Source organism: Desertivirga brevis (genome assembly GCF_017355835.1).
Genome location: NZ_JAFEWF010000004.1, coordinates 215,395 through 240,820, shown reverse-complemented (window position 1 = coordinate 240,820; position 25,426 = coordinate 215,395). Strand labels below are relative to the sequence as shown.

The 25,426-nt window shown below is 39.7% G+C and carries 26 protein-coding genes; 5 read left to right on the top strand and 21 right to left on the bottom strand.

The features are described from left to right. Positions 1-169: 169 nt before the first annotated feature. Genes J4N25_RS12985 through J4N25_RS12965 form a run of 5 tightly spaced genes read right to left on the bottom strand, consistent with a single transcriptional unit; the run spans position 170 to position 2,028 of the window. Positions 170-445 (bottom strand): hypothetical protein, encoded by a 276-nt coding sequence (locus J4N25_RS12985; RefSeq protein WP_207420072.1) that lies wholly within the window; start codon positions 443-445, stop codon positions 170-172. Beyond that, positions 442-954 (bottom strand): hypothetical protein, encoded by a 513-nt coding sequence (locus tag J4N25_RS12980; RefSeq protein WP_207420071.1) that lies wholly within the window; start codon positions 952-954, stop codon positions 442-444. Before J4N25_RS12980 ends, J4N25_RS12985 begins: the two co-directional genes overlap by 4 nt. Positions 955-986: 32 nt before the next feature. Beyond that, positions 987-1,325, bottom strand: a complete 339-nt coding sequence (locus tag J4N25_RS12975) for a hypothetical protein (RefSeq protein WP_207420070.1) — start codon at positions 1,323-1,325, stop codon at positions 987-989. A 60-nt stretch (positions 1,326-1,385) separates the two neighbouring features. Beyond that, positions 1,386-1,637, bottom strand: coding sequence for a hypothetical protein (locus J4N25_RS12970; RefSeq protein WP_207420069.1), 252 nt, complete (start codon positions 1,635-1,637; stop codon positions 1,386-1,388). 58 nt (positions 1,638-1,695) lie between these two features. Further along, positions 1,696-2,028: a hypothetical protein gene (locus tag J4N25_RS12965; RefSeq protein WP_207420068.1), complete on the bottom strand. Its 333-nt coding sequence runs from the start codon at positions 2,026-2,028 to the stop codon at positions 1,696-1,698. A gap of 263 nt (positions 2,029-2,291) precedes the next feature. Here J4N25_RS12965 and J4N25_RS12960 point away from each other — a divergent pair, with 263 nt between their 5' ends. After that, entirely contained in the window at positions 2,292-3,242 is a 951-nt protein-coding gene (locus J4N25_RS12960; protein WP_207420067.1) for a hypothetical protein, read from the top strand. Positions 3,243-3,954: 712 nt separating this feature from the next. Next, on the top strand, positions 3,955-5,307 hold the full coding sequence (locus J4N25_RS12955) for a DUF2314 domain-containing protein (protein ID WP_207420066.1): 1,353 nt from the start codon (positions 3,955-3,957) through the stop codon (positions 5,305-5,307). 47 nt (positions 5,308-5,354) lie between these two features. Here J4N25_RS12955 and J4N25_RS12950 read toward each other — a convergent pair whose 3' ends face one another. The 6 genes from J4N25_RS12950 to J4N25_RS12925 all read right to left on the bottom strand — a co-directional run bounded on the left by J4N25_RS12950 (position 5,355) and on the right by J4N25_RS12925 (position 10,176). Beyond that, on the bottom strand, positions 5,355-6,809 hold the full coding sequence (locus tag J4N25_RS12950) for an RtcB family protein (RefSeq protein ID WP_207420065.1): 1,455 nt from the start codon (positions 6,807-6,809) through the stop codon (positions 5,355-5,357). A 557-nt stretch (positions 6,810-7,366) separates the two neighbouring features. Beyond that, positions 7,367-7,972, bottom strand: a complete 606-nt coding sequence (locus J4N25_RS12945; protein ID WP_207420064.1) for an Imm26 family immunity protein — start codon at positions 7,970-7,972, stop codon at positions 7,367-7,369. A 5-nt stretch (positions 7,973-7,977) separates the two neighbouring features. Then, entirely contained in the window at positions 7,978-8,721 is a 744-nt protein-coding gene (locus J4N25_RS12940; RefSeq protein ID WP_207420063.1) for a hypothetical protein, read from the bottom strand. Between the two features lie 18 nt (positions 8,722-8,739). After that, a complete protein-coding gene (locus tag J4N25_RS12935; RefSeq protein WP_207420062.1) occupies positions 8,740-9,117 on the bottom strand; it encodes a hypothetical protein in 378 nt (125 codons plus the stop codon). A 33-nt stretch (positions 9,118-9,150) separates the two neighbouring features. Further along, positions 9,151-9,621, bottom strand: coding sequence for a hypothetical protein (locus tag J4N25_RS12930; RefSeq protein WP_207420061.1), 471 nt, complete (start codon positions 9,619-9,621; stop codon positions 9,151-9,153). A 216-nt stretch (positions 9,622-9,837) separates the two neighbouring features. Continuing rightward, positions 9,838-10,176: a hypothetical protein gene (locus tag J4N25_RS12925; protein WP_207422622.1), complete on the bottom strand. Its 339-nt coding sequence runs from the start codon at positions 10,174-10,176 to the stop codon at positions 9,838-9,840. Positions 10,177-10,742: 566 nt separating this feature from the next. Between J4N25_RS12925 and J4N25_RS12920 the strand changes: the two genes are divergently transcribed. Further along, the gene (locus tag J4N25_RS12920) at positions 10,743-11,411 is read left to right on the top strand and encodes a suppressor of fused domain protein (protein ID WP_207422621.1); all 669 of its coding nucleotides are present in this window, start codon (positions 10,743-10,745) and stop codon (positions 11,409-11,411) included. A gap of 454 nt (positions 11,412-11,865) precedes the next feature. Next, a complete protein-coding gene (locus J4N25_RS12915; protein WP_207422620.1) occupies positions 11,866-12,450 on the top strand; it encodes a hypothetical protein in 585 nt (194 codons plus the stop codon). 559 nt (positions 12,451-13,009) lie between these two features. On the opposite strand, the gene mnmE is transcribed toward J4N25_RS12915, so the two are convergent. From mnmE to J4N25_RS12885, 6 genes are all read right to left on the bottom strand, one after another. Beyond that, complete coding sequence (mnmE, locus tag J4N25_RS12910) at positions 13,010-14,374, bottom strand: tRNA uridine-5-carboxymethylaminomethyl(34) synthesis GTPase MnmE (RefSeq protein ID WP_207422619.1); 1,365 nt, start codon at positions 14,372-14,374, stop codon at positions 13,010-13,012. Between the two features lie 338 nt (positions 14,375-14,712). Further along, positions 14,713-15,120, bottom strand: coding sequence for an META domain-containing protein (locus J4N25_RS12905; RefSeq protein WP_207422618.1), 408 nt, complete (start codon positions 15,118-15,120; stop codon positions 14,713-14,715). Positions 15,121-15,200: 80 nt separating this feature from the next. Next, positions 15,201-16,391 carry a BaiN/RdsA family NAD(P)/FAD-dependent oxidoreductase gene (locus J4N25_RS12900; RefSeq protein WP_207422617.1) on the bottom strand — a complete coding sequence of 397 codons (1,191 nt, stop codon included), beginning with the start codon at positions 16,389-16,391 and terminating at the stop codon, positions 15,201-15,203. A 69-nt stretch (positions 16,392-16,460) separates the two neighbouring features. Further along, on the bottom strand, positions 16,461-17,609 hold the full coding sequence (locus J4N25_RS12895) for a PQQ-dependent sugar dehydrogenase (protein ID WP_207422616.1): 1,149 nt from the start codon (positions 17,607-17,609) through the stop codon (positions 16,461-16,463). A gap of 157 nt (positions 17,610-17,766) precedes the next feature. Further along, positions 17,767-18,249, bottom strand: coding sequence for a hypothetical protein (locus J4N25_RS12890; protein ID WP_207422615.1), 483 nt, complete (start codon positions 18,247-18,249; stop codon positions 17,767-17,769). Between the two features lie 11 nt (positions 18,250-18,260). Next, positions 18,261-19,406, bottom strand: a complete 1,146-nt coding sequence (locus tag J4N25_RS12885; protein ID WP_242695899.1) for a zinc-dependent alcohol dehydrogenase — start codon at positions 19,404-19,406, stop codon at positions 18,261-18,263. Positions 19,407-19,637: 231 nt separating this feature from the next. Here J4N25_RS12885 and J4N25_RS12880 point away from each other — a divergent pair, with 231 nt between their 5' ends. Next, positions 19,638-21,161, top strand: a complete 1,524-nt coding sequence (locus J4N25_RS12880; RefSeq protein WP_242695898.1) for a trypsin-like peptidase domain-containing protein — start codon at positions 19,638-19,640, stop codon at positions 21,159-21,161. Between the two features lie 44 nt (positions 21,162-21,205). Here the strand turns inward: J4N25_RS12880 and J4N25_RS12875 are convergent, their stop codons facing one another. From J4N25_RS12875 to J4N25_RS12860, 4 genes are all read right to left on the bottom strand, one after another. Beyond that, the gene (locus J4N25_RS12875; RefSeq protein WP_242695897.1) at positions 21,206-21,748 is read right to left on the bottom strand and encodes an OmpA family protein; all 543 of its coding nucleotides are present in this window, start codon (positions 21,746-21,748) and stop codon (positions 21,206-21,208) included. A 68-nt stretch (positions 21,749-21,816) separates the two neighbouring features. After that, complete coding sequence (hrpB, locus tag J4N25_RS12870) at positions 21,817-24,294, bottom strand: ATP-dependent helicase HrpB (protein WP_207422638.1); 2,478 nt, start codon at positions 24,292-24,294, stop codon at positions 21,817-21,819. Between the two features lie 77 nt (positions 24,295-24,371). Beyond that, complete coding sequence (gatC, locus tag J4N25_RS12865) at positions 24,372-24,665, bottom strand: Asp-tRNA(Asn)/Glu-tRNA(Gln) amidotransferase subunit GatC (protein ID WP_207422613.1); 294 nt, start codon at positions 24,663-24,665, stop codon at positions 24,372-24,374. Position 24,666: 1 nt separating this feature from the next. Continuing rightward, positions 24,667-25,392 carry a lysophospholipid acyltransferase family protein gene (locus J4N25_RS12860; RefSeq protein WP_207422612.1) on the bottom strand — a complete coding sequence of 242 codons (726 nt, stop codon included), beginning with the start codon at positions 25,390-25,392 and terminating at the stop codon, positions 24,667-24,669. Positions 25,393-25,426: the final 34 nt, after the last annotated feature.

Here is a 25,426-nt window from a genome sequence, read left to right as displayed (position 1 = left end):
TTTATGAGACTTGATACCTGTAATAATTCCTTTTGAATATAGAAAGCCGGCCTTCACTTCATCTAACCTTATCCGATCTTTTTTCTCGAATGCTTCAGCAACCAATATAATCCACCCACTACAATAATCAAAATAAAAAGGTTTGTCAGTATTTTTTGTAACAATTTATTCATCGGGTACGTGCTACGGGGTTTCTTTGGTTGACCTGTGAATTTGGCATAAATATGCCGGAATCAGTAGAAGTACATATACTAATATTTGAGATAACAGAAGCAAATAACTCCTTTAACATAACAGAAAGAAATTTAATTGTGCTTTCAGTCCAACTTAATTTTTCATTATTCTCCTTAATATCGAGAATGGCAGGTTCAAAAAGAACTCCGATTAAAAAAACTACTTTTACTAGTGCAGTTAAGCCTTTCTTCATTGTTACTAATCTATTCAAGTTTCCCTTCCTTTAATTAAGCCCAAATCATGTAAAAAAGTCAGTGAATCTTCTTCCATAGCTTTTCTTGTTATCCTCAAAGACAGGTAAGGAAACAAGATAAAAATACTCCAAATTAAAGACAGAAATGCAAGGGCTTTAACAGGGTAATACCAAAGAGAAGTAACTAGAATTACGCTTATTCCTACCATGAAAATGAAAGCCAGGCAGGACATCATTAAAATTGCATATTTGTTATAAGGGACAATGGTACAGGTAATTAGCGTCTTATCAGAGGTAGGTATAAAGTCAAAGGTAATAGAGCCTGAAGTTGAAAAAGGTCTTGCGCCAGTTATATCTCCTGTTACCTCTACCCTATTTTCATATATGCTAGCGTGCTTATAGTTAAAAAGGAAATATTCTTTGCCGCTCTTTTGTTTCCGTATGTTCTGCCTGATTTGGGCAAAAATAGCCTCCTTGGGCGTGTTAGTTTCTATTTGATACTGCTTATGCAAAAACTTAGTGCCCATCTTGATAAGTGATACTATTGGCTGAGATAGAGTTAATGTGAGATAATTAAACCGTTGTCAGGAGCTTTAGGATCAATCAAAACAGTTACCGAATCTCCTAGCCCTGGAGCCTGGGTGTCAAAGGATTGTCTTATAGCTAATCTTTTACCTTTAAACGGTCCTTCTTCTTGAATTAGTAAAATTAAATCTTTAACCTGCCTATCAGTACCTCCAGAATCTATACTAATCCCTGTATCATCAATTCGCAAAACTTCAGCAAGAACTGATATGCCTTTTTTATATAACCGGTTCCTATTATAATTAATTAGCCTTTTTACGCCTATATAAAATAACAAAACAATAATGCCTACCCCTATTTCTTCTAAAGTCACCGGTCTTTTCTTTTTTTAAGTATAATTAATCGACTTCCAAAACGCTCCACCACTTTTACCCTAATTCCCTTCTGTCAATAAGCGTTTTCTAAATATCGCCAGCAAGGCGATTATAAAGATGCAAACACCATTTAAATCTTTATAGGTCTGAATGGATTGGCAAAGATTCTGGCCGTTTACTTTTGAAATGCATTCTGTCGTTGCATCTGTTTCGTATTTCAAACTCACCATAGCATTTATGATTCCAAAGTTCAAAACAGGTATGCCACCCAAAGATACCCAGAAAATAATTTTATAGATTTTTAGTCGCATTATGGTATAAAAGGTTAATCTTTTATAAATCTCTATTACTTAAAATAAAGCCCCCCAATCATGAGCTTTTCTTTCTAGCCTGGTCCCTGTATTTTTCAACAAACTCTTTAGCTTCCCTCAAAGTCTCAGGATAAGTAATATAATTCTCATGAACATCCAGGTTCATATACCTTCTGTCTTTATATAAATGCTGATAATAAAACCCATTTTCTACCAGAAATTCAACAGTCTTCCATTTCTCGTCATCGTTTTTTTTAGGAGGCCGGAAGCGATGTGGAAACAGGATCATTTCCTTGCCACATTCAGGACATATTTTCTTCGTTCCGAAATTTGTGATTCTTTCGCGGTTGAAGCTTAGGCGACATTCTAAACAGATTTTCTTATGTGACATGTTATCAACTGCAATATAGTTTGATCCATGGAAATAATGAAAAGCAGGCCAGCCAAAAAGTGATTTGTAAATACTTTCCCCAGAGGGCCATCCTTAGCAACCATAGAAGACCAGCCAAAGGGTGAACCTTCATTTTTAGATACCACTTATCTCTATGACCGCTTTTAAACCTACAAATAACAGGTATTAAACTTTTTGATTTGAAAAAGGAAGCTAGAAAAGATGTTCTTGGGTTAAAAAAGTAATTGATGTATTATTACCGCATGAAAACCTTATACACTTTAATTCTTGCAATAGCTTTTGCTTCATGCACTTCTGGTCCTGAAAAAGCGAAAAGTGAATTAGCCGAAAACGAGCAAGATACTATCAAACAGAAAAAAACAGCTGCCGAAAAAACAAAAAAAATGATTCCAAATATTTATATAGATGCTATAGAATATTTCCCCGAGACCAATGAATTTTTCGTTTCCCTACCCTTTTTGAAAGAAGTTGATTTCAAAATGTTTGAGAAAATAGGAGAACAAGCTGATTCTATCATATTTCAATCGGATGAAACCACCCGCAGCCGATTACCGATAAAAGTAGCTCAACTATATTTTGATTTAACCTTATTAGATACTTTAAACATTTATGATTCCGCTCATAATTTTATTACCGGAGCGAAATTTGTGAGAGTAGAATATTACCAACCAACAATTGAAAGTAGCTTTATTGCTGTATTCAAGCCTGAAAATATCTCTTCAGAGGAAGGTAAAGAAAAGTTCTACTACTGTACTAGCTTGGTAAAAAAAACGGAGGAAAAGATAAGAGCAGTAGAGAAAACAAGTAGTTCTCTTACTAATAAAATTATTCAGGAACTTGGTTTAAAGGTTAAGTATCAATGGGCGTCTGAGCATATTAAGCTCATAGATGAAGGTTCTACCCTTTCCATTTTAGCAATTACCCCTGAAAACGAAAACAAAATAAGCTCTTACCTAACAGAACTTAAGAACGGGAAACTGAAAATACTTAATGAATATAAAGGAGAGGATGCGTTCTGGCAGATTTTACCACTTCCCTTGGAACACAATAAGCGTCCTGTTCTACTGATTACTTTGGCCGTACCCGACAGTGATGTTAGCCCTTTTTACTTACCTTTTATTTGGGAAAATTCTGGATATAGGATGGTGCAAAACAAATTTATTTGCAATAAAAGTGATAAGGAAATCTTTTAGTTGCAACTGGAAGCTGTTGCAAAAATAGATATGTGTCTTATAAGACACTATCCTGGCAAGTCTTCCAGGATTAATCCTACAATTGACCGTCCGACTGTAGCTTTTAATCACAACCGCACCTTGCTTGATCGTTAATGTTTCCTTTTCTTTAAGTGCAGAAATGGGTCAAGTTTTTGCGCTTCTGTCTCCTGATTACTGCAACCGGTTCAAACGCTCTTGATTTTTTTCCGTAAAAGGAGTCGTTCAAGCTCCAGGGTACTACGGCAGTGTATAATTCCATTTCTGGCCTTAGCTTAAAACCTTTTCCTCCTTCCTAGTTAATAGTCAGGTTTTTTAATTTGCTTAACAGGTTAAATTTCATTTTAAACCTCCTTCTTTGTTTTGTTGATGCAAAGATTGGGAGTCGGTGCGCAGGGTATTTGCGTAGTGAAAATGAATTATAAAAAGTTTTAATTTGGAAACTGAAATTGCGTTATGAGTATATATTCTATTCGAAGATGATGGATGATAACCATTCAATAGGTTAACCCTTTTTTAACTCTAAAACTGCCAAATCACTCTGATATACTATCGAGTACTACTTTAAATACCGGCCAGAGTCCTTAAATTTATAGCAGATTTTGGTGACTTGGCCAGAGGCTTAAACAGCAAGAACCATCGTATCGGGCTAGTCAAGCAAACCATAGCCTAATATTGCAATAGAATTATAGAAATGAATATCACATGCAGATTAAGAATTGGTAGATTAAAAATAACGACATACTGTTTTATCTTATTTTCAAGTATACTGATGTCTTGCAGTACTTATGAAAAATCAAGCATCGTGAATAGCTATTTTGTTAATAATATCGGAATTTATTCTCTTGATAACGATACTGTTAGTAAGGCAATATTGGAAAAATTGGCAAGAGAAAAACTTGTGGGCTTCAAACAGCTTGATAGTATTCCTCAATCATCAAATATCGATTCGTATTCCATTAGTTTACATCAACCATCGAAGGATTTTACACCTCCTGACCTTTCATCCCTAGCCTATTTTGCAAGAGATCTGTCAGACAAAGAGAAGTTAGCTCTTCAAAACTATAAAAATGTAATTTCATTTACATTTAAGGGAGAAACAAAAGATGTTTACAACAAGCAAAAAAGGATCAACAATTTTGTGAATGAATTAGTAAAAAATAAGAATGTAGTTGTAGCTGATATAAATTCATATGAATGGTTTAATTCTAAATCATGGAATGAAAAAAGAGTAGAGAATTTCATTGGGTCCGACAAGGATATTGTTCACCAGATCTCAATTCATTTTTATAGGGAGAGCGAATTCTGTCGCGGAGTAACCATGGGGATGGAGAAATTTGGTCTCCCTGACCTATCAATCAAAGCCTTCACATGTAGTGACCAGAATACATATAACAATCTGATAAATGCTGCAATTCAAACATTAGCCGAAAAGCCATTTATACTGGAAGATTCAACACTTGTTATCGATTTAAGGTTAATAAAAAATGATGTGGTCAGAAATGAACTAAGAGCAAATTTAAAGCAAAATGCAAAAGAGAAAGCGGTAATAAAACTTCAGTCTGTTGAACCAGAAGAAGGTGATAATATCAATAAACAGTTTATGATATCCTTTCGAGATCCAAATTATGCGAATCAACAGGAGGAACAAAACTTCTTAGTAGCAAATCTATTTGGCGCAAAGGATTCAATAACTCATATAACACATGATTCTTTAATTATAATAACAAGTGAAAAAGCACGTCAACGACTGCCGGAATTAAAAACCTTGTTTAATAAAGGCTTAGCTCCGGGATATTCAATCCTTGTAAAAGCACCTTTTAAAACTGATAATGATTCAAATGAATGGATGTGGGTAGAAATTACGAAATGGACTTCAAGATCACTATCCGGGGTGTTACAAAATAATCCTTTTGAGATTAAAAATCTTAAAGCTGGAGCACTTGTTGAAATTGATGAGGCAGATATATTTGACTATATTTTGAATAAACCAGATGGAAGTTCTGAAGGAAATGAAACGGGGAAAATAATAGGTAACAAAAGATAAAAGGATAACAACTAAGCAGGAAGCGCCCTGCCTAGTACGTTACTATTTCAATCCTCCGGCTTCTCCCTGGCATCTGCCATTCTCACAATCCTCGGTTCAAACTTAGCCAATACCTCCACTAAATTTTCCTGAGCAGCCATTACTGCATGTATATCCTTGTAAGCCATTGGGGCTTCATCCATATCGCTTCCCATTAAAGTTATGCGCTTATCCACCAAATTCGCCGCAATAACAGATCTGTCTAAAGTTTTAAAAGCTGCACTTCGGCTCATTAATCTGCCAGCCCCGTGACTTGCAGAATTAATACTTGCTGCATCGCCTTTACCACGAACTACAAAACCAGGTGTACTCATTGATCCTGGAATAATACCCAACACACCTTCCCCAGCTGGAGTTGCACCTTTACGATGCACCATTACTTCCGTACCATCGGCCAGTTTTTCCTTCCAGGCAAAGTTATGATGATTTTCAATTACCATTAATGGTTTATGATCTATAGCAAGGGCAATTTTATTATGAATTTCATGATGATTGGCACTTGCGTATTCGCCCGCCAGGTTCATGGCGATCCAATATTCCTGTCCCTCATCTTTATCTAAATCTAACCAGGCTAAGTGTTTAGCTTCGGCGGGAAGCTTGGTTTTAGTCATGGCGATTTTACTGTAATGATCAGCAACGCTACCCCCGAACCCACGAGATCCAGAGTGTGATAATAAGGCTAAATATCTCCCGGCAGGAATTCCATCTAAAGCTCCATCTGCAATAGTTAATTCACCCCACTCCACAAAGTGATTGCCAGTTCCGCTGGTTCCTAACTGCGCATAAGCTTTATCCTTTAAAGAGCGGATCACTTTAGTTTCATTCCATGTTTTGCTATCAAATAAGGAACTGTCAAAATACGATTTGGTGGTACATCCTACTCCAAAATAAGTGTTATTAACCAATATATTTTTAAGCTTCTCGTTTTCCTTGTCAATCGTTTCTGCCGGAAGGTCAAAGATGCTTAAACACATCCTGCAGGCAATATCTACTCCAACAGCAAAAGGAATAATGGTATTTGCCGTAGTAGCTAATACACCGCCAATAGGTAAACCATAACCCTGATGAGCATCAGGCATTAATGCACCTGCTACCGCGATAGGTAATTGGATAGCTGTCCGCATTTGCGCTAAGGCACCTACTTCAATATGCTCTAATCCCCAAACCGGGAAATCTGCAATCTCCTCTTTCAGCTTAAAGTTAGTTCGTTGTTGCTTTAAAAATTTACCTTCTTTACGCAAGGCAATAATGCTTTCGGCAAGGTTCTTAAACTTCCCGCCTTTCTTTAAGGCATAAGGCAGTGGGTCATCAATTAGGGCTTCAAAATTGGCCAGAATATCTTGTTTAGACATTACAGCATGCTTTAATAAACCATTTGCTACACGACTAAAGCTTACCAGGATCTCCACATCGTTGATTCCTAAAGCTTTTAATTCATTGTTGCTGACCTTTTCTTTTTCCATGATCGTTCTATATTTAATGTCACAAAGAAATCCTGCTGCTGCGCAATCTTTTTGCGCAGCAAAAAATATTTGTATATTCCTAAAAATTATTTCTGATGCCTGTTAAAACCGGTGTTGAAAAAAGGTGTATAACCCCGAAGGCGAGAATGTATGATTCCCAGAGGTAGATTAGATATAAATTACAAGGCTCTCTTTGCTGACCTAAATAATATAACAATTACTTACCATTATAAATTTACCCTAACCAATTTGCCTGGCGTAATTCCTTGTGCTGCCTTTCGGTTCGTAGCAGCTTTGATCTGGTTCTTGAGATATTAAAGTTACCTTCTGGAAGTGAAGTTTTGCTTGCTGATAGCAATAGTCCAGGAATTTATACTACACACCAAGTTTCTTTACTTGACATTCTATAACTTAATGAAAGTTAGTAGAAAATACCCACTGAAAACTACTCAGATGAACTTTAGCTCGAAAATATAATAATCTTCACATGTATCCAGAAATGAAGATAAAGGATCGTCTAAGGTTAATAGAGCAAATCACCTCAAATTTTTCAAGGTTTATAATTCCAAAGCCTTTCCTTTCATAAAATTTGGCTGCTTGTAAAATGCAGGAATACTTGTAACCTCCTCATAATAGTGCCTTTGATAAAATTCATCCAGAGGAATAAACTGGGTAATCTCTTTTCCTTCATCCTGCAACAGCGCCATAGCTATCTTTGTTCCGACGAGTTCTGATCCCTTAGCACCTAACGTTTCGAGGTGTTTTACAGCATCAAATTGTGTTTTTACTTTTTTATTGATAGCCGCCTCGGGAACATAATACCAGTTTTTAGGCTTATCATCTGGTTCTCCCCTTTTGTAGTGGGGAATAATTGTTTCCTCTTCAGTAACCGGAACATGTCCAACAAGAATCCAAGACCCTTCCCTTACCGCTGGAGATATTCCGGCAATTAAGAGAGGACATAGTATCAGATCTTTATAGATAAACTTCTCAAGGTTGGTCGTTAGGGTTGGGGTGCGGTAGTTATAAACTCTTATCAATATGGGGTAGCTGCAATCAGGATAAATTTCTAGTAGCTTAATACACTTGGCGTACGCGAAACCTAGATCACCGGGAAGGGTGATTGCATAGATATTGCCGTTTTTTATTCTTGTTCTTGCCATTACATTTATATGCGTTTAAGTTTAGGACTGACTTCTTTAAAATAGGAATCAAAATCAGGTCGACCTACAAGATGAGCAGTACGTCCGAAGCCACAATTCTCAAAAATAATCCTTAAATAATTTATAAAGGATGTACCGTTCTCTTCAAATAAAAATCTGCTGTCAACAGTTTTTATTGGGGTTATTTCTATTGAATATGCCTCCCCTCCGCTAATATTATCCTTATGAAGGTAGTCAGCGGATAGTTCAAGAAAGGGCACACCGTACTCCTCTTTATTCCCTCTAATCTCTTCACTCCAATACTCATCGGTCACCTGCTCAACAAGACTATCCAGAGAAGTAATTTGTATGGGATCGGCACCTTCCCAGGGGTTATCCTTGTTTGTTTTATAGTCCCATTCAAAACTACAGGAACCAACAACCTGGTAAAATAACTTCAGGGAAAGTGGAATCGAACCAAAAGGATCCACTACCTTTTCCAGTTCACAAAGAAGTTCAGTGGCGTTCTTTAGTGGCTCTATCAGAGGTTTTTCAAAATTATTTTGACTGTCTTTCTTAAAATTATAATTACGCTTTCTCAAAGCATTATGGATTATTCCTAGGTTAAAACCAGCGCGGTTCATAATTTCTGTGACAACTGCCTCAACATCCATATAATACTGCTCGCTAAAAGCTTGCTGGCCAAGGCTGAGAATCTCAGAGTATACACCTATTGTCTCCCCCTTATTGTAGCGATCTATAAAACTCATTTTTCTCTTCGCTTTAAACTAGTTTTTAAATCTCCAAAACCTGGTATCCTCATATTCGGAGCTTAATATCAAGGTATCTTTCCTGAACTTTATTTTTCCGGAGTAGAGGAAATCCGGGTAATAAATTTGGATCGAGTCCCCGGAAATCCGATATTTAAAGGATGTCAATTGATCGACATAAAATATGGAGTCCTTTCTGATGGCAAAAGTCGCATTCTCGCTTGTTCCATTTGTCCAAATTCCCTGAACTTTACTTTTTAAAGGACCTGCCTCTAATTCTGTATAAGAACCAGCATTAGAGGCGATTGAATCTTGGAAGGTTCTCCTATCACTTTCCGGATTGCTGGTGCAAGCTGAAAAGAGTAAAAAGGATAAGTAAAGGCATGCTCTATACATTGGTGTTGTAAAATTCCTGCCTCAATATAAATATTAAAAGGTGAATCTGTTGAAAGAAACACCACCGCGCTTTTCCATTGGAATCTTTTGAGTTGTTAAAAAAGCGGGTAAAGCTCTGATATATTGCTTGAAGCCCACTGATTTAAAAGCTATCTCCCCTTCCACCATTTCGATATTCCAATCAAACTCCAGCTCCCGGTTTATATACTGCCCGTTCCGTGGTTTACATGGATTAACTCTGGTAATTGTATCAATTGTAAGTCCAGGAGTTGATGGCCCGATATCAAAGTTGAGATCATATACATTTTCAAATAGTAGAGTGCAGGGAGCCACCCAGAAGTTGTAGATTCCTCCCTTTAGTTCCCATTCAAAGATGTAGTCGATATCAAAAAGGAGTTCAAAGTTATCACTAAAGGAAATAGCGTGAACAGGAGTATCGTGCCATCCCATCAAGTCAAAATCTTCTTCTGTCCAGATTGCCTTTTCCGGCTTATATTCATCCATTTTACTTTTCGATATTACTGTGGCTTTTGGAATTAGTAGTTACTATTACAAGACCATTAGCGGCATTTTCAGAGCTATAAAACGGTTATTAATAAAACAGAGCTATTTGTCGGTATCAGCTAGTTCCATTCCCGACAGATATCTTGCAAATTGGCCTTGGCCTTGTTAACAATAAGATCTGATAGTATCAGCATTGTGTTTTATAATAACCTTTAGCTAAAATTCCTCCTCCAGTTCAGTAATAATGTTTTCTGGATTTTTCACAGAATAGCGTAAGCTTATGGAATCCCCTACACTTAATCTATTAGGATTGCTGTCCCAACCGTTTGTTGTCTCAAAGATCTCCTCCCCTATTTTATATCTTACTCTAATACTATGCCCTTTATGAGACTTGATACCTGTAATAATTCCTTTTGAATATAGAAAGCCGGCCTTCACTTCATCTAACCTTATCCGATCTTTTTTCTCGAATGCTTCAGCAAACCAATATAATCCACCCACTACAATAATCAAAATAAAAAGGTTTGTCAGTATTTTTTGTAACAATTTATTCATCGGGTACGTGCTACGGGGTTTGTTTGGTTGGCCTGTGAATTTGGCATAAATATGCCGGAATCAATAGAAGTACATATACTAATATTTGAGATAACAGAAGCAAATAAATCAGGCTCTTTTCGAATCAATCATTATCAAGGGCTGCATTATAGCGTTATTAATATGGATCCTTTTCTTTAAAATGTCAATTTCAACCTTCTTGTAAAAGGCACTTTTTTTAGAATTGTCTTTAATAGGTTGATTGAGGAAAAAAGTAATCATATTATTTGTATAGTTTCCAGAAGACAATTGCTCTTTAAATTTCTCCAGATTTGCCTTTATTTCGTCTTCATATGTTTTGCCTAAGAATTCTCTCAGCCCTTTATTGCAACCTAGAACTTTTAGAAAATAGTTCTTATTTTCGGATATTTTCTACTGCAATAGGAACGCAATCCAGACAGAATTGCCCACTTAAAGATTTGATGCTTTTTACATTAAGCGTATCCAATTTGTTTCGTATTGTGGCGCTCGGATAAAGAGAGAGTTAATGATTAAACTTAAGACAAATACCATTTAATATTACAGAAATGCGCAATTTTTTAAAAAATCTATTCAGCAAAAAAACCGAACCTAAACCCGCTTCGGATTTTTCTGAGGAGGAATTTGAAAAGGATTATGAATTGAAGTCTCAGGGATTGGAAGAAGTCCTTGGTAAGATGCATAATATGGTGGGGCATGCTATCATCCCGTTTTCTGTCGGTGGTGCTGTTGATATGTATTATTTTAGGAATCATATCCCGGGGTGCGGCTTTGCTACGATGGAACTTTTGGATCCTGATGGTTCAGGTCCTCTGCCTAATCGTTTCGGTACGTATGAGTTGGTTGCTTTTTCAAAACATGATTATAATCCTGATGAGGGTACTGAGACTTCTTTCAATTTGATTGAACGAAGGATCTGTGGGATATTTACGACAATTGGTTTCTTTTCGCGTCAAGCTTTATTGAACCCTAGGGAGACCTGTGAGATTCCGGGTGATGAGGATGAGGGTGGTAAGTGTCTGGTGTTTGATTTTTATGAGCCAGATGGGATTAAATTCAAGGTTGGTGACAGAAGACATCATCTTCTTTTATGTATGGAAATTTTTCGTAGTGAGATGGAGTTTGCTCAGATGCATGGTGGAGAGGAGTTATTGGGTAAGCTAAAGGCTGCCGACCATTATCCTTATAGTGATTTGGATCGTGCTCCAGTGGTTTAATGTGGTTAATTCAATTGTATTTGCAATTTTATCACATTGGTTCATATTAAAGGGGATTTCGATTTACATTGGGAATATGTTTTTGATCGGTATGGGTTTCCTTATCTGGATAGTGAGAAGTCTTTTTTTGTAAACGGGAGTTATTGATTGGTTATAGTTACGTGAAGGGTTATCTTATTTTTCATGTGCTGGATAAGCACTCTTGTGATATTATTATTGGTCGTTCTTTTTTTGGAATGAGGAGTTCGATGTCTTGGATGGGTATTTGGGGAACAGTACGCAAATGCTGCTATAATGTTTTAATTTGTAGGTATTTATCATCCTTTTTATAAATCAAACAATGGTTATGTTAAATTATTTCCAAGCAAGGCAGGTGCTTTTTTTTATAAGCTTAATTTGCGGGTTCGCTTGCGGTGAGCCTAATCCTAAAATCGGAAACTATAAAAAGGAAAATATGTCGAAGCCCTACAAATCCCAAATGCTGCTTTCTAAATACCAATCCATATCCTTCGACACTTTAGAAGTTCAATCTGTTATAGAACTGGAAAGCAATACAAATAAGTTTAAAGGAACCAGACTTGATAGCTCAGAGGTATTGTTACTGCGAAGCCACATTAATGAGCAGTACTATGATGGAGAAGGTTACTTCGCTTGTAATAAATTTCCGATTGATAAAAACAGGACCGCCCTTATTACAAGAGCCCCATCTACATACAATTCCTCTGCTATCAAACTTTTTGTGTTTAACAAGGAAAAAAATGTTTCTACTTGTGTTTTGGAATTAGCTGATGTATTCGGTGACGCCGGTGATTCTTCTGAAAAAATAACCTGGCTTTTTAAAGATAAGAATAAAGGGTACAAAGCGTTTTCCTGGTACACGGAGAGTCATGATAATAGTTTGGATGATGAGAATGATACTACCGTGGATACTTCAAATTTTTATTATCTCATTGATTTGTCCAAGCCAAATTTAGATACATTAAGTACGGATGAGGCCAGACTTTTGAAGAGATTCGGGAGTTTATTTAACCAGCGTTGATCAGATAATCTGAAGCTAATAAGTAATCGTTATCACTCTTTATTACACCATGAATGATCTATTTTCAATCTTAATTCTAATTACCTCCACTCCTATTTTGTTTTGGTGATTAATTCCTTTTCTTCCAATCCTTCCCATGCAAGGGATATACGTTTGAATGATAGTATAAACTGTATTGCGTATTAAAAATTGTCCGTTACCTGATCATTGCGCAGCTGGGTTTCAAGTGTATTTAAATTGAATAAGGCCGTTTTTATGCAATAATGAGGATTAAAGGTAAGAATTGGAATGTAGATTAAAAATATAATCAGTACCAGAAGGGGAATAAAACATGGAATTATTAAGCGTAGAGTCTTAATATAATAGCTTTTCAAAAACAGAATTCAGATAGTCTAATTACAAGGCTTTCAGACCTTCGGGAATGGTGCGTTTTCTTAATGTCACTTTCATGTCAACGCTTAGGTAGATGAAGATTGGCCAAACGTAAAAAAGCCGCTTAACTAGCGTTAACCGGCTTTTTTAAATTTGCCCTAGGCTTGTATTACCTAATTTTAAGCAACTATTTTCCAATACAAAACTTCGAGAAAATATTATCTAACAAATCATCAGTAGTAACCGTTCCCGTTATCTCTCCCAGGTAATATAAAGCCTGCTTGATGTCCATTGCGAGAAAATCAGAGGTAACTGGATTATCTATACCGTATAACACTTTTTCCAGCGAATCCTGCGTGCGTTGGAGGGCCTCTAAATGCCGTACGTTTGTTACTAAAACGTCATCTGTATTGATACTGTGCAGGTTCACTTTACGTAGGATTTCACCCTTCAACTCTTCAATGCCGAGGTTGTTTTTCGCTGAGATGTAAAGCGGATCAAGCATGGCAAGTTCGATCTGCTGTTGCGGACTAAGTAAGTCACTTTTATTAACAACGATAACCGTAGGAATTTGTAATTCGCTCAACTCCTCCACCTGCTTATTAATATCCTGCAGGTTCTGCAAGGGATCTACCAGGTAAATGATCAGCTTGGCTTGTTTCATTTTTTCAAGGGTGCGCTCCACTCCTTTTGCTTCGATCAGGTCTTCTGTTTGGCGGATACCTGCAGTATCAATAAAACGGAATAATACTCCGCCAATAGTCAGCTCGTCTTCTATGGTGTCGCGAGTGGTACCGGCTATGTCGGATACGATTGCACGTTCTTCATTCAGCAAAGCATTTAATAAAGTAGATTTGCCCACATTGGGTTTTCCGGCGATAACCGCCGGCACTCCGTTCTTCATTACGTTACCTTGCTCGAAGGAACGGATAAGCTTATGGATAACATTGGTGATGGTTAAGATCAATTGCTTTAACTGATCCCGGTTGGCAAATTCAACGTCCTCTTCAGAAAAATCAAGCTCCAATTCGATCAGCGAAGCGAAATTGATCAACTGCTCCCGAAGCTGTTTCAACTCGTTAGAAAACCCTCCCCGCATCTGCTGTAACGCAACCTGGTGAGAGGCCGCAGAATTAGATGCAATTAAATCGGCAACTGCTTCTGCCTGTGATAGATCTAGCCCTCCATTTAAAAAGGCCCTTAAGGTAAACTCGCCAGGTTTTGCTGCTCTTGCACCGTTGCGCACCATCAGCTTTATGATACTTTCAATGATGTACATAGAACCGTGAGTGGAGATCTCTACCACGTTCTCTTTGGTGTATGATTGAGGAGCAACGAAAAGAGAAACAAGCACTTCATCAAGGATCGTTTCACCGTCCCGTATGGTTCCAAAATGAATGGTATGCGTTGCCTGTTTACTTAAATCTTTCCCTTTAAATACTCTGTTGGTGATGGAGATCGCTTCTGGTCCCGACAGTCGGATAACTGCAATAGCACCAGATCCTGTTGGAGTGGCAAGGGCTATGATGGTATCTGAATTAGCTGTAATCATGAGATACAAATGTCGGGAAATATTTTGAGACAAACAGGGGTCAGCTTCGGGACAGGTTCGAGGCAGGTTCGGAAAGACCCCCCATTTTTCCGAACAAAGTACCCCCTTTTCCCGAACACTTTCCGAAGAAAGTACCAATCCTTCCGCAATTAACCGCAAAACGCCGCAAATCTCCGCAAAAGGCCGCAAGGCGCTTTTGGAGCCATAAAAAAGGATCACAACCTCCTTATTTTTGCACCAGGCAATAAGGAAACATGGTTATGAGAACAATTGAAGTGATGATTATAATCTTGATTATGAATAGTGTGAAGAAATTTAGCAGCACTATCCTGGAATCATTAATCGCCTTTTTTGAAGGTGAGCAGCACATCGTCGGAGTTGTAGAGATAAAGCATGCGGTTCTTAATCGCATATCGTTTCACGTTCTCCAAACTAGATACCATTTCATTCTCCAGATCCATCACACCATCGCAGTACATTTTCGTCGAAATCAAACCATCAAATGTCAATTGATCCTTGCCCATAAGCTCAAAATCGCCTTTGATGGAGTTGCAAAATACTTTCCCGCTAACTTCCTGCTTCTTGCTAAATTCCAGGTAAGCATTCTTGTTCGTAACTACAGGCTTATGCTTAATAGCTGTTAAAACCCAACGATTGCCATCAAGGCCTATCACCTCATTTTCGGGTTTTAATGCATTGCAGGAAAAGAAGGTGAAAATTAAAAAGAGGGGTAAATAGTGTTTCATACAATTAAGTTTATAGAATATTAACACAGCTAACTGAGGGATGTTTTCCGGCTAGGTAACCAAGCAAATTATTAACTCAACTAGATATTTTGTGCGATCACAAAACCACTGGCCCAGGCCCATTGGAAATTGTAGCCGCCCAACCATCCGGTCACATCCACACACTCTCCTCCAAAAAATAAGCCAGGCACCTTCTTAGCCTCCAGTGTTTTAGAAGAAAGCTCGTCAGTTGCAACACCTCCACGCATTACCTCTGCCCGGTCGTAGCCTTTGTCGCCAGCAGGTTTTACTTCGAAATGATGAATAAAATGTTCTATTTGGTGAAGGTCGTCTTTACTTAGTGATGCAAGGTTTTTATCAATAGGAAGATACTTACGGAGTGCTTCTGCGAACTTCTTGGTGTATAAATGCGACAGCATAGTTAGCAACAGCTTCTTCCCGTTAGCCTGTCTTTCAGATTCGATTAAATCTAAGATCGATTGCTGTGGAAGCATATCAATCTCAATGCTTTCGCCTGGTCGCCAGTAAGACGATATTTGGAGGATAGAAGGGCCACTTAGTCCCCAATGTGTAAATAATATGTTCTCTTCGAAGCTGATCTTATCATTACTAACTCTGCAAAAGATACTATTTCCAGACAAAGCCGCAAACCATTCAGCATCCTTTCCGGTAACCGTCAGCGGAACCAGTGCCGGTGCGGTTTTAGTAACACGAAGACCAAAATTACGGGCAACCTTAAGACCAAAGTCAGTGGCTCCCATTTTCTGCACAGGTAAGCCTCCTGAAGCTATCACTACTGAAGGTACTCTTACTTCTCTGGTCTTAACTCCATTTGTATATATAACCTTGAAATCACCATCTGCTGTTTGTTCAACGGATTTCACCTCAGCATTACAAAGAATGGTTTGATCGAAATCTGCGCATAGGTTTACAAATACATCTACTATATCTTTGGCCTTATTGCTTTCAGGGAATAGCTGTCCTAATGTTTTTTCGCTGCCAGTTATTCCGTAGGTTTCGAAGAAGCTAACTGTATCTTCTACTGTCCATTGTGAAAATGCCGACTTGCAGAAATGTTCATTTTCAGAAATAAAGTTTGAGGCTGAGGCATAAAGGTTGGTATAGTTGCAGCGTCCACCTCCAGAAATAAGGATCTTCGAACCGGGTTTGTCTGCCTTCTCCAAAACCAGCACCTTTTTACCAAGATATCCGGCCTGAACGGCACACATCAATCCACAGGCACCTCCCCCAATAATAACAGCATGATACATTGCTGCAAAGGTAGCAATAAGCAGCAGGTGGGGGAAATAGATAATTTTAACTTGACAAGATGATGGAATTTAGCTTGAAGGTACGAGTTTGATGAGTTTCCCTGGCCCTTCAGTAATTACATAAATAAATCCATCCGGACTTTGAGCTACGTGCCTTACTCTCGCTACGTTTTCCATCAGTTTTTCTTCACTCACGAAGCTTGTTCCGTTCAGCTCAATCCGCCCAACGTACTTAAAAGCTAGGTTGGCAATCAACAGGTTCCCTTTCCATCCTGGATATTTATCGCTAGTAACTAGGGCCATTCCGCAGGGAGCTGGAGATGGTACCCAGTATTTCACAGGCTCCTGTACCCCTTCCATCTCTGTTTTATCGGAAATCGGACGGCCATCATAACCTATTCCGTAAGTTACAACAGACCAGCCGTAGTTCTTTCCTTTCTCTACAAGATTTAGTTCATCTCCTCCTTTTGGTCCGTGTTCTACAGCCCATAAACGATTATTTTCTTTGTCGTATACCATTCCCTGTGGGTTTCTATGCCCGTAACTCCAAATAGTAGAACGGGCATTTGCAGTTCCCACAAAGGGATTATCCTGAGGCACTCTTCCATCATCAAATACCCTGTGGATTTTACCCAGGTCATTACTTAGTTCCTGTACTTTTTCATTTATTCCTCTCTCTCCGGCCACGATATACAGGTAGCCTTCATTATCAAAAGCCAGGCGACTTCCAAAGTGAATCCCAGCAGAGTTTGCCGGACTAGCCACAAAGATCTCCTGCTTATCCACTAGCTCGTTTCCTCTAAGCTTAGCCCGCATTACTGCAGTAGCTCCACCGCCACCCACTGGCTTTGCGTAGGCAAGGTAGATCCAGCCGTTTTCATTGTATTTTGGATGTGTTTGTATGTCGAGTAAGCCGCCCTGTCCCATGGCATATACGTTCGGAACCCCCGATAATTTCTGTCCCGTATACTTATCGTCCTTAAATATCAATATCTCTCCAGAGCGTTCTGTTACTAATAATCTACCATCAGGTAGCCAGGCCATTCCCCAGGGATTAGAGAAGTTCTCGTGAAGTGTTTGCAGCTTAACTTTTACCGGAGTGGTTTGCGCGCTATCGCCTTCGACTACAATTTCACCGGCTGGTTCAGAAGTGGAACTTCCTTGCTTACATGCAAGCATGAATGCCGCCAAGAGTAAAAGTACAAGCTGATTCTTCATAAGAGTGGTTTTTTATTAGTTTGATTAACAAACAACTATCCCATTTGTGCTGCATTAAATGAACCAACCGCGATAAATCTGTTTACAGCTTAAAAAAATAAAAAGGCGGTAAGAGGTTATCGCTCTTACCGCCCGGAAAAATAGTATGAGGAGGGTTTTACTTTTTACGTGCTTTTAGCAATGCAATTATAGCAGCTGTGGCAACAGTACCAATAACCACTTTTTTAATGAATCCCTCGCGGTTGTATTTCCACTCGGCATTCCAGCCTCTTTCGGCAAAAATGTTTGGAATATGGCCGCGTTTCAGATCGTCGATGATCCCTTCGACCATATTTACCCTGTCGGCCAGGATTAAAGGCAACCAGTGCCCGTAGCTCCCCTCGCTGTATTGGAATGCATAGCGGCGGATACGACCACTTAAACCCGAGGGTGGCGTAGATGTACCAAAAACAGCCGTCAGATTTGGACGTTCGTTCGATTGAAGGATCTCCACATTGGCAAGCTGTTGCGGAGGTCTCTCCCAATTATAGCCCTTGTGTTCTTCATCTGTTTTATGCTTCATGGGATAGGTTGGATCATTGATAGGATCCGCATCCTGGGCCCAACCTTTTATATTTTTAAATTCTGTTGTGTTTTCCATAGTAGATTAATTTAAGCTCTGGCAGATGGTGGAATTAAAACCGGCTTGATACAATTATCCAGCTTACGCGAGAAGATATGATAAGCATCAGAAATTTCTTCTAATGGCACACGGTGGGTAATGATATCCTTCGGACTTAATCGGCCTTCCTGAATATGTTCGATCAATCTGGGCAGAAGTCTTTTTACTGATGCTTGATTTGCCCTGATGGTGATACCCTTGTTCACTACATTACCAATCGGGATAAGATTGCCCGTTGGTCCATAAACGCCAACGATCGATACAATACCTCCTTTTTTTACCGAGTTGATAGCCCAGTGTAAGGCTGTTGCAGAACCTGCCTGCATTAGTGTTTTCCTTCCGGTAATGGTTTGCATGGCACTTCCAGCAGCCTCACAACCAACAGCGTCGATACACACATCGGCACCTAACCAATCAGTAGTTTTCTTCAAAAATAACACCGGGTCTTCCAGCGACTTAAAGTTATACACCTCGGCGTTTGCATAGTTCTTCACGAACTCAAGGCGATAGTCAATATGATCTATTACGATAACCCGTTTAGCTCCAAATAACCAGGAGCATTTTGCAGCCATTATCCCTACAGGACCAGCTCCAAATACAACTACAGTATCTCCTGGTTGGATCCCTCCCATTTCTGCTGCCTGGTAACCTGTAGGCACCACGTCGGTTAACAAAACGGCATCGTCCGGATCCATATCCGCAGGAATAACGGTAGGACCAACATCTGCGTAAGGAACCCTTACGTATTCAGCCTGCCCTCCATCATATCCACCGGCAGTATGTGAATAACCGAAAATACCACCTACAGCAGTAGCCTGGGAGTTTGATTCGTGACAGTTACCGTAAAGCTCTTGCTTACAAAAAGCACATTGGCCACAGGCAATATTAAATGGAACAAGGACATTATCTCCTACTTTCAATTTCTGTACAGAAGGTCCTACTTCCTCCACCACACCTATGAACTCATGGCCGAAAGTCATGCCTACCCTGGTATCAGGAACTAGTCCGTGATACAGGTGTAAATCGGAACCACAAATGCAGGACCGCGTTACCCGTACGATGGCGTCGTTAGGGTGAAGTATCTCAGGATAAGGCTTCTGGTCAAGTCGGACCCTGAAGGGCCCTCTATAATTCATAGCTAGCATAATTTTTCCTTTCTGTTTTAGATGAGACGTAGCTTAGCGGGGAATGTTTGTAAAAAATTGAAAAAACTACTGAAGCCTAAGGGAAGAATTGATCGTTAAAGGAAATTGATTTTCAGAATTCCAATAAATAAATTTGCCGTCTGTTCCTAATCGTACTTTCTAAAACAAGTTGTTTAGTTAATGTTTATTTGAATATAATTTAATATAAAATCAAAGCTGACTATGGCGAGCACGAAGAAACATACAATAGTAAAATATGCAGGCTTAATGCTTGCTTCTGGTTTGGTTTCGGCCATCATGGCCATTAGTGGTTACCGGTACCTTGAGGGGGACCATGATGTATCCGTTACACCGGCAACCAATTACAAAATAAACTATGCTAATTTTCCTGGATCCACTCAGGCACCTGCAGCACCCGACTTCGTACAAGCGGCTGCCGCAGCAAGCCCGGCTGTAGTTCATATAAAAACCACTTATACATCTAATCAATCTTCAAGAAGTTTCTTCGATGACCTTTTTGGAGGCGGAGGGCAGTCAGGCACTCCTGCGAGAGCTTCAGGCTCCGGCGTCCTTATATCTGCAGATGGATATATTGTAACTAATAATCACGTGGTTGAGAACGCTAATCAAATAGAAGTTTCTTTACCCGACAGAAGGTCTTTTACCGCAAAACTAATAGGCAGGGATCCGAATACTGATCTGGCCCTATTAAAGGTAAATGGCAGTAATCTTCCTGTAGTTGAGCTTGGTAATTCAGATCAGGTACAAGTTGGTGAATGGGTATTGGCTGTAGGATATCCACTTTCCTTAAACTCAACAGTTACCGCAGGTATTATCAGTGCAAAAGGACGTAGTATAGGTATCCTGGACCAGGCAGAACCCGGACAAAGGCAGAGACAGGGAGAACAAGCTGGAAGTACGGCAGTTGAGTCTTTCTTGCAAACCGATGCTGCAATAAACCCAGGAAACAGCGGTGGAGCCCTGGTAAATTCTAATGGTCAACTGATAGGGATTAATGCGGCTATCGCTTCCCAAACAGGAAGCTATGCAGGTTATGGTTTCGCTATTCCGATTAATCTCGCTAAAAAGATCATTAGCGACCTGAGAAGTTACGGAGAAGTAAGACGAGGATACCTGGGCGTTAGCTTCCCAGCCCCATCTGCTGAGGACCAATTGTTGAAGCAACAGGGTATAAATCCGGGCTCGGTTCAAGGGGTGTATATTACTGGAGTACAACAAGGAAGTGCTGCTGCGAGTGCTGGTTTAAGAGAGGGTGATATTATTCAAAGTATTGATGGAACAAAAGTAGCTTCCTCCGCCGAATTCTCAGAAAGGATTGCACGCCACAGGCCTGGAGATAAAGTTCAATTATCTTATTTAAGGAATGGCCGTACAGCTAATACGAGCGTCACACTTAAGGGAGAACAAACAGCTTCAGTCCCCCAAAGTAGTTCAACTGCGCTTCAAAGCAAACTAGGTGCTTCGTTTGGTGCTTTACCTTCCAATGTTAAACAATATTACGGCGTAAGTCGGGGTGTACTGGTAACGGGAGTAGAACGTGGTGGTTATTTTGAAAGAGCTGGTATTCCGAAAAACACGGTTATTTTTAGGATTAACGGGCAGTCGGTAAATAGTGATGCTGATATTAACACTGCATTAACTGCTTCAAGAAACGGTATGGTACGTATAGAAGGTATTACTCCTGACGGAATGCGATTTGTAGTTAACTTCCCAACAGGGGCTTAATATTGGTAATAAAAAAGCGGCGATTCTCATCGCCGCTTTAATTTTTAGTTGGTTTTCTTTATTTCAACCCTTCTGTTAAGAGCTCTATCTGCCTCTGTTGTATTTTTAGTTATTGGTTTGCTTTCACCATAGCCAATAGTACTTAAGTTAGCGGCACTGATCCCTGCATTAACCAGGTAAGCCTTTACAGCATTTGCTCTGTCTTCCGATAAAGATTTATTATGCTGCTCTGATCCCTCTGCTGAAGAGTGCCCGCTGATTTCAAACTTTGTATCAGGACTTTTCCTCATCTCTGTAGCTATTTTATCCAATACCTCATAAGAGAAGGTTTTTAATACTGCCGAGTTGAATTCAAACTGAATATTCTTAAAGTTGAAGTTTAATTTCTCTGAAGCTGAAGCTGTGTTGGTTGACGTTTGTTCAACAGGTTCAGTTGTTTTAGCTTTCTCTTCCACCGCTGGCTTTTCGCGTTCTACTGCCGGGGGAGGAACTTCTTTAGTAAGTTTCTTTTTGGATTTACAGGAACTGAAGGAGATAACCAAGCTCGCAACCAGCATTGGCGTAAGTAACATTTTAAACAATTTCATATCTATTTGTGTGATTATGTTGCTAATCTAAAAAAAAATCCAAAATTCCTTGAGTTGGTACTTAAAGATCAATGCTTTCGCCGTACCCCACTCACAGCTTGCGCTTCAAGCGGATTTTCGGGCCAGGAGTGCTTAGGGTACCTCCTCTTAAGCTCTTTTCGTACCTCGAAGTAGGCGTTAGACCAAAAGCTTCTGAGATCTGAAGTTACCTGAACTGGTTTAAAGCCCGGGGATAATAAATGCAGGACAACCCCTTGCTTTCCATCATTGATGGATGGAGTATCCAATAGGCCAAAAACTTCCTGAAGGCGCACTGCAAGTACAGGTGTTTCTCCATTTGGAAAATACTCAAGCTTGATCTTTGAACCACTTGGTACTGTCAGGCTCTCTGGGGCAAGTCTGTCTAATTCTAACTGAAGATTATAGTCAAGATGATCATGAAGGATCTTGACCAGGTTTAATCTCTTTAAGTCATCCGGCTTGCGTATTTTAGGTAAGTACGCCCATAGCCAGTCTCTATTGTTCTGAAGAAGGGATACGGTACTAACGTCAGGCCATTGATCTTCGTTATTCCATTTCTTCAAGCTCAAGATCCGGTTTTGCCAAGTTGTAAACTCCTCGTCAAAATTCATAAGGCTCTCTCCTTCCAACTGAATAGCCTTAGATATTACATCTACAATTTTTTCCTCTGCTACCGTAGCAAGTGCTGATGATTTCAATACCAGTCCCCCAACTTTTTGCTCTTTTACGGTAAGGAGCCCACCTTTCCGCGTATCCCAGGAAACACTTTCCGTTTCACGAGCCAAATGAATGACATCGCTGACTTGCAGAGGAGCTGCTATGAAGATCTTACCCGCTCCTTTACGAGCATCTAAATGGGCAATGGCGATCCAGGCTTCGCCTGAGAGATCATCCTCCTTATCCATCAAAGCGCTGCGCCCATTAGCTAATTGGTATTGCCCCTCGGTTCCCGGTTTCAATGAGGCTATACGTTCGGGATAGGCATAAGCAAGCAGTTTTCCTGTTTCGTAATGTTTTACAGCACCGTTATCCGCATTAATTCTGAATAGTTTTCTGTAGGCACCTGCTACCCGGTCTATATTATCCCAACGTCGTTCGCGTTTTGCTTCCAATCTGTATCGCCGAAGTGCTTCTATACGCAGGTTAAGGTCTGAGCCAGCTAATGCCAAAGGATCTCGTTCTTCCAATAAAGCTGCTATATCGGTTGCCAAAGGTAACTCTGCATCCCCTTCGGCTATGATTAGCATATTAGCTATGCGTGGGTGACAAGGAAGTTGGTTGATACGTTTTCCTGAAGGTGTTATTTGATTATTCTCAATAGCATTTAACGACTGTAAAAGTTCTTTCGCACTTTCAATATTCGAAGCTGGAGGGGTGTTTAACCAGGTTAGGTCAGAAAAGTTGGTGATGCCCCAGTTATAAAGGTCGAGCATTAAAGGACTTAAATCTGCTTCGAGGATTTCAGGTGTACGAAATTCTGCCATCCTGCTTTCTGTTGCTTTTGACCACATCCGGTAGCAGCAGCCCTCGCTCATGCGTCCCGCTCTTCCCGCTCTCTGATCAGCAGAATCAAGGGATATCTGAACAGTCTTTAACCCTGATAGCCCCGATTTATAATCAAACTGAGATTTTCTGGTAAAGCCGCTATCTATCACTATCTTAATACCTTCGATCGTTAAACTTGTCTCTGCTATTGAAGTCGCCAGTACGATCTTTCGTCGTCCTGAAGGGTGAGGTTGTATTGCTGTCTGTTGCTCTGCAGATGACAATTGACCATATAGTGGAAAAACTTCTTCAGCCCTCGCAGAACGTTTTAGAATATCTTCGCACTTTCGTATCTCGGCTTGGCCGGGTAGAAATGCCAAAATATCTCCTTCTCTTTCTTTTAGTGCCTTGTTAATGGTTTGTGCACATAGTTCTGCTATTTGCTGGATATCCTGCTCACCCGTATAGATCAACTCGACAGGGAAACTTCGCCCTTTACTTTCCACCACTTTGCATTGAAGCATTTGTGGCAAGATGGCTAGGTCTAAGGTGGCCGACATTACAAGGATTCGAAGATCAGGCCGAAGGATCTGTTGAGTTTCCCGGCATAAAGCCAGGGCAAGATCAGCATGTATGCTACGCTCGTGGAACTCGTCGAAAATCACCATCCCTACTTCCTCCAGTGCATTATCTGACTGCAACATCCGCGTTAAAATCCCTTCGGTAACTACCTCTATCCGGGTTTGAGCAGATATCTTGTTTTCAAAACGAATACGGTAACCAACCGTCTGCCCTACCTTTTCATTCAACATAGAAGCCATCCGGGTAGCGATTGAACTCGCGGCTAAGCGACGTGGTTCAAGAATAATAATCTTCTTCCCCTCTAACCACGATTCATCTATCATAGCTAAAGGAAGCAGGGTACTTTTGCCGGCGCCAGGAGGCGCCGCTACTATTAATGTATTAGCGGTTTCTAATTCCTGCTGAACTGCTGGAATTATCTCGACGACAGGAAGAGAATATTGATGGGGATAGAACACTGGAATCAAAAAAGAGCAATAAGCTCAGGAAAACCCTCGCCATTGCTCTTAAGATAAAATATTATTAATAAACTAGTTTATCCTTTATCTATAACCTTAGCCACTTTGAAATAAGTTCCATCATGTAAAGGGGCATTTTGTAATGCTTCGTCAACAGAAATTTCTTTCTTTACCTCATCCTCACGCAAAACGTTTATTTCATCAGTCAGGTAGATCAGAGGCTTCACATTGCTGGTGTCCACTTCGTTTAATTTCTCCATAAAATGAAGAATATTATTCATATCCTTAAGTAATGATTCCCTTTCAGCATCAGCAACCTCAAGTCGTGCCAGGTTTGCAATTTTGGTGATTGTTTCGTTATCTATATTCATTTCAGGCTAAGCCGCTTTTTATTTTATCGTAAACTTTGTCCTTAAGAACATCTGCATCTTCAGCAGTAAGATCGCCAGTCTCTATAGGAGCGTGAATGCAAATATGGCAAATTCCCGGACGACTTCCATATTTACTTCCATCATCCCACATCAATTTCCAGGCATCATTTATTGAGATTGGAATAATGGGAACTTTATTTTCAATTGCCAGACGGAATGGGCCGTTCTTGAATGGCAAAAGTACGGGTGGGTATTCATCACCTATCCCTCCCTCCGGAAAAATAATAACGCTAATCCCTTCCTTAAGATACTCCGCGGTTCTTTTAAAAGCCTTAAACGAAGAAATACGGCTACTCCGATCTACAGGGATATCTATCGTTTTGAAAAACATTTTCAGCAAAGGATTATCCAATAACTCATCCTTACCAAGGAAAGCAAAGTTATTCTTGGCAATCAAGGTCATAACAGTTATATCAAGGTTAGAAGTATGATTGGCACAGAAAATATAGGTACGGGTCCAGTCTATCTCTTTTTCTACCTTGTATTTATAGTTAAAACCAACCAACGTTGAACTTATATAGGCATAAGCTCTCCGAAAATGGTTCAGGATGGGATACCTTTCCTTCTTGCGGGACAAGAAATACAGAAAGGGAAAAAATAACACGAAGAAAAAGACTACTACTGCAATATAAATCCCCTTGTGTACCTTCTTTAAAAATTGTTTCATTCAGTCCAAAAATATAAAAATTCCTTACTTTCGT

Coding starts and splice junctions, on each gene's coding strand:
- J4N25_RS12980 (WP_207420071.1), bottom strand. CDS start 954: ATGGGCACTAAGTTTTTGCATAAGCAGTATCAAATAGAAACTAACACG.
- J4N25_RS12970 (WP_207420069.1), bottom strand. CDS start 1,637: ATGCGACTAAAAATCTATAAAATTATTTTCTGGGTATCTTTGGGTGGC.
- J4N25_RS12965 (WP_207420068.1), bottom strand. CDS start 2,028: ATGTCACATAAGAAAATCTGTTTAGAATGTCGCCTAAGCTTCAACCGC.
- J4N25_RS12960 (WP_207420067.1), top strand. CDS start 2,292: ATGAAAACCTTATACACTTTAATTCTTGCAATAGCTTTTGCTTCATGC.
- J4N25_RS12955 (WP_207420066.1), top strand. CDS start 3,955: ATGAATATCACATGCAGATTAAGAATTGGTAGATTAAAAATAACGACA.
- J4N25_RS12950 (WP_207420065.1), bottom strand. CDS start 6,809: ATGGAAAAAGAAAAGGTCAGCAACAATGAATTAAAAGCTTTAGGAATC.
- J4N25_RS12945 (WP_207420064.1), bottom strand. CDS start 7,972: ATGGCAAGAACAAGAATAAAAAACGGCAATATCTATGCAATCACCCTT.
- J4N25_RS12940 (WP_207420063.1), bottom strand. CDS start 8,721: ATGAGTTTTATAGATCGCTACAATAAGGGGGAGACAATAGGTGTATAC.
- J4N25_RS12935 (WP_207420062.1), bottom strand. CDS start 9,117: ATGTATAGAGCATGCCTTTACTTATCCTTTTTACTCTTTTCAGCTTGC.
- J4N25_RS12930 (WP_207420061.1), bottom strand. CDS start 9,621: ATGGATGAATATAAGCCGGAAAAGGCAATCTGGACAGAAGAAGATTTT.
- J4N25_RS12925 (WP_207422622.1), bottom strand. CDS start 10,176: ATGAATAAATTGTTACAAAAAATACTGACAAACCTTTTTATTTTGATT.
- J4N25_RS12920 (WP_207422621.1), top strand. CDS start 10,743: ATGCGCAATTTTTTAAAAAATCTATTCAGCAAAAAAACCGAACCTAAA.
- J4N25_RS12915 (WP_207422620.1), top strand. CDS start 11,866: ATGTCGAAGCCCTACAAATCCCAAATGCTGCTTTCTAAATACCAATCC.
- mnmE (WP_207422619.1), bottom strand. CDS start 14,374: ATGATTACAGCTAATTCAGATACCATCATAGCCCTTGCCACTCCAACA.
- J4N25_RS12905 (WP_207422618.1), bottom strand. CDS start 15,120: ATGAAACACTATTTACCCCTCTTTTTAATTTTCACCTTCTTTTCCTGC.
- J4N25_RS12900 (WP_207422617.1), bottom strand. CDS start 16,391: ATGTATCATGCTGTTATTATTGGGGGAGGTGCCTGTGGATTGATGTGT.
- J4N25_RS12895 (WP_207422616.1), bottom strand. CDS start 17,609: ATGAAGAATCAGCTTGTACTTTTACTCTTGGCGGCATTCATGCTTGCA.
- J4N25_RS12890 (WP_207422615.1), bottom strand. CDS start 18,249: ATGGAAAACACAACAGAATTTAAAAATATAAAAGGTTGGGCCCAGGAT.
- J4N25_RS12885 (WP_242695899.1), bottom strand. CDS start 19,406: ATGAATTATAGAGGGCCCTTCAGGGTCCGACTTGACCAGAAGCCTTAT.
- J4N25_RS12880 (WP_242695898.1), top strand. CDS start 19,638: ATGGCGAGCACGAAGAAACATACAATAGTAAAATATGCAGGCTTAATG.
- J4N25_RS12875 (WP_242695897.1), bottom strand. CDS start 21,748: ATGAAATTGTTTAAAATGTTACTTACGCCAATGCTGGTTGCGAGCTTG.
- gatC (WP_207422613.1), bottom strand. CDS start 24,665: ATGAATATAGATAACGAAACAATCACCAAAATTGCAAACCTGGCACGA.
- J4N25_RS12860 (WP_207422612.1), bottom strand. CDS start 25,392: ATGAAACAATTTTTAAAGAAGGTACACAAGGGGATTTATATTGCAGTA.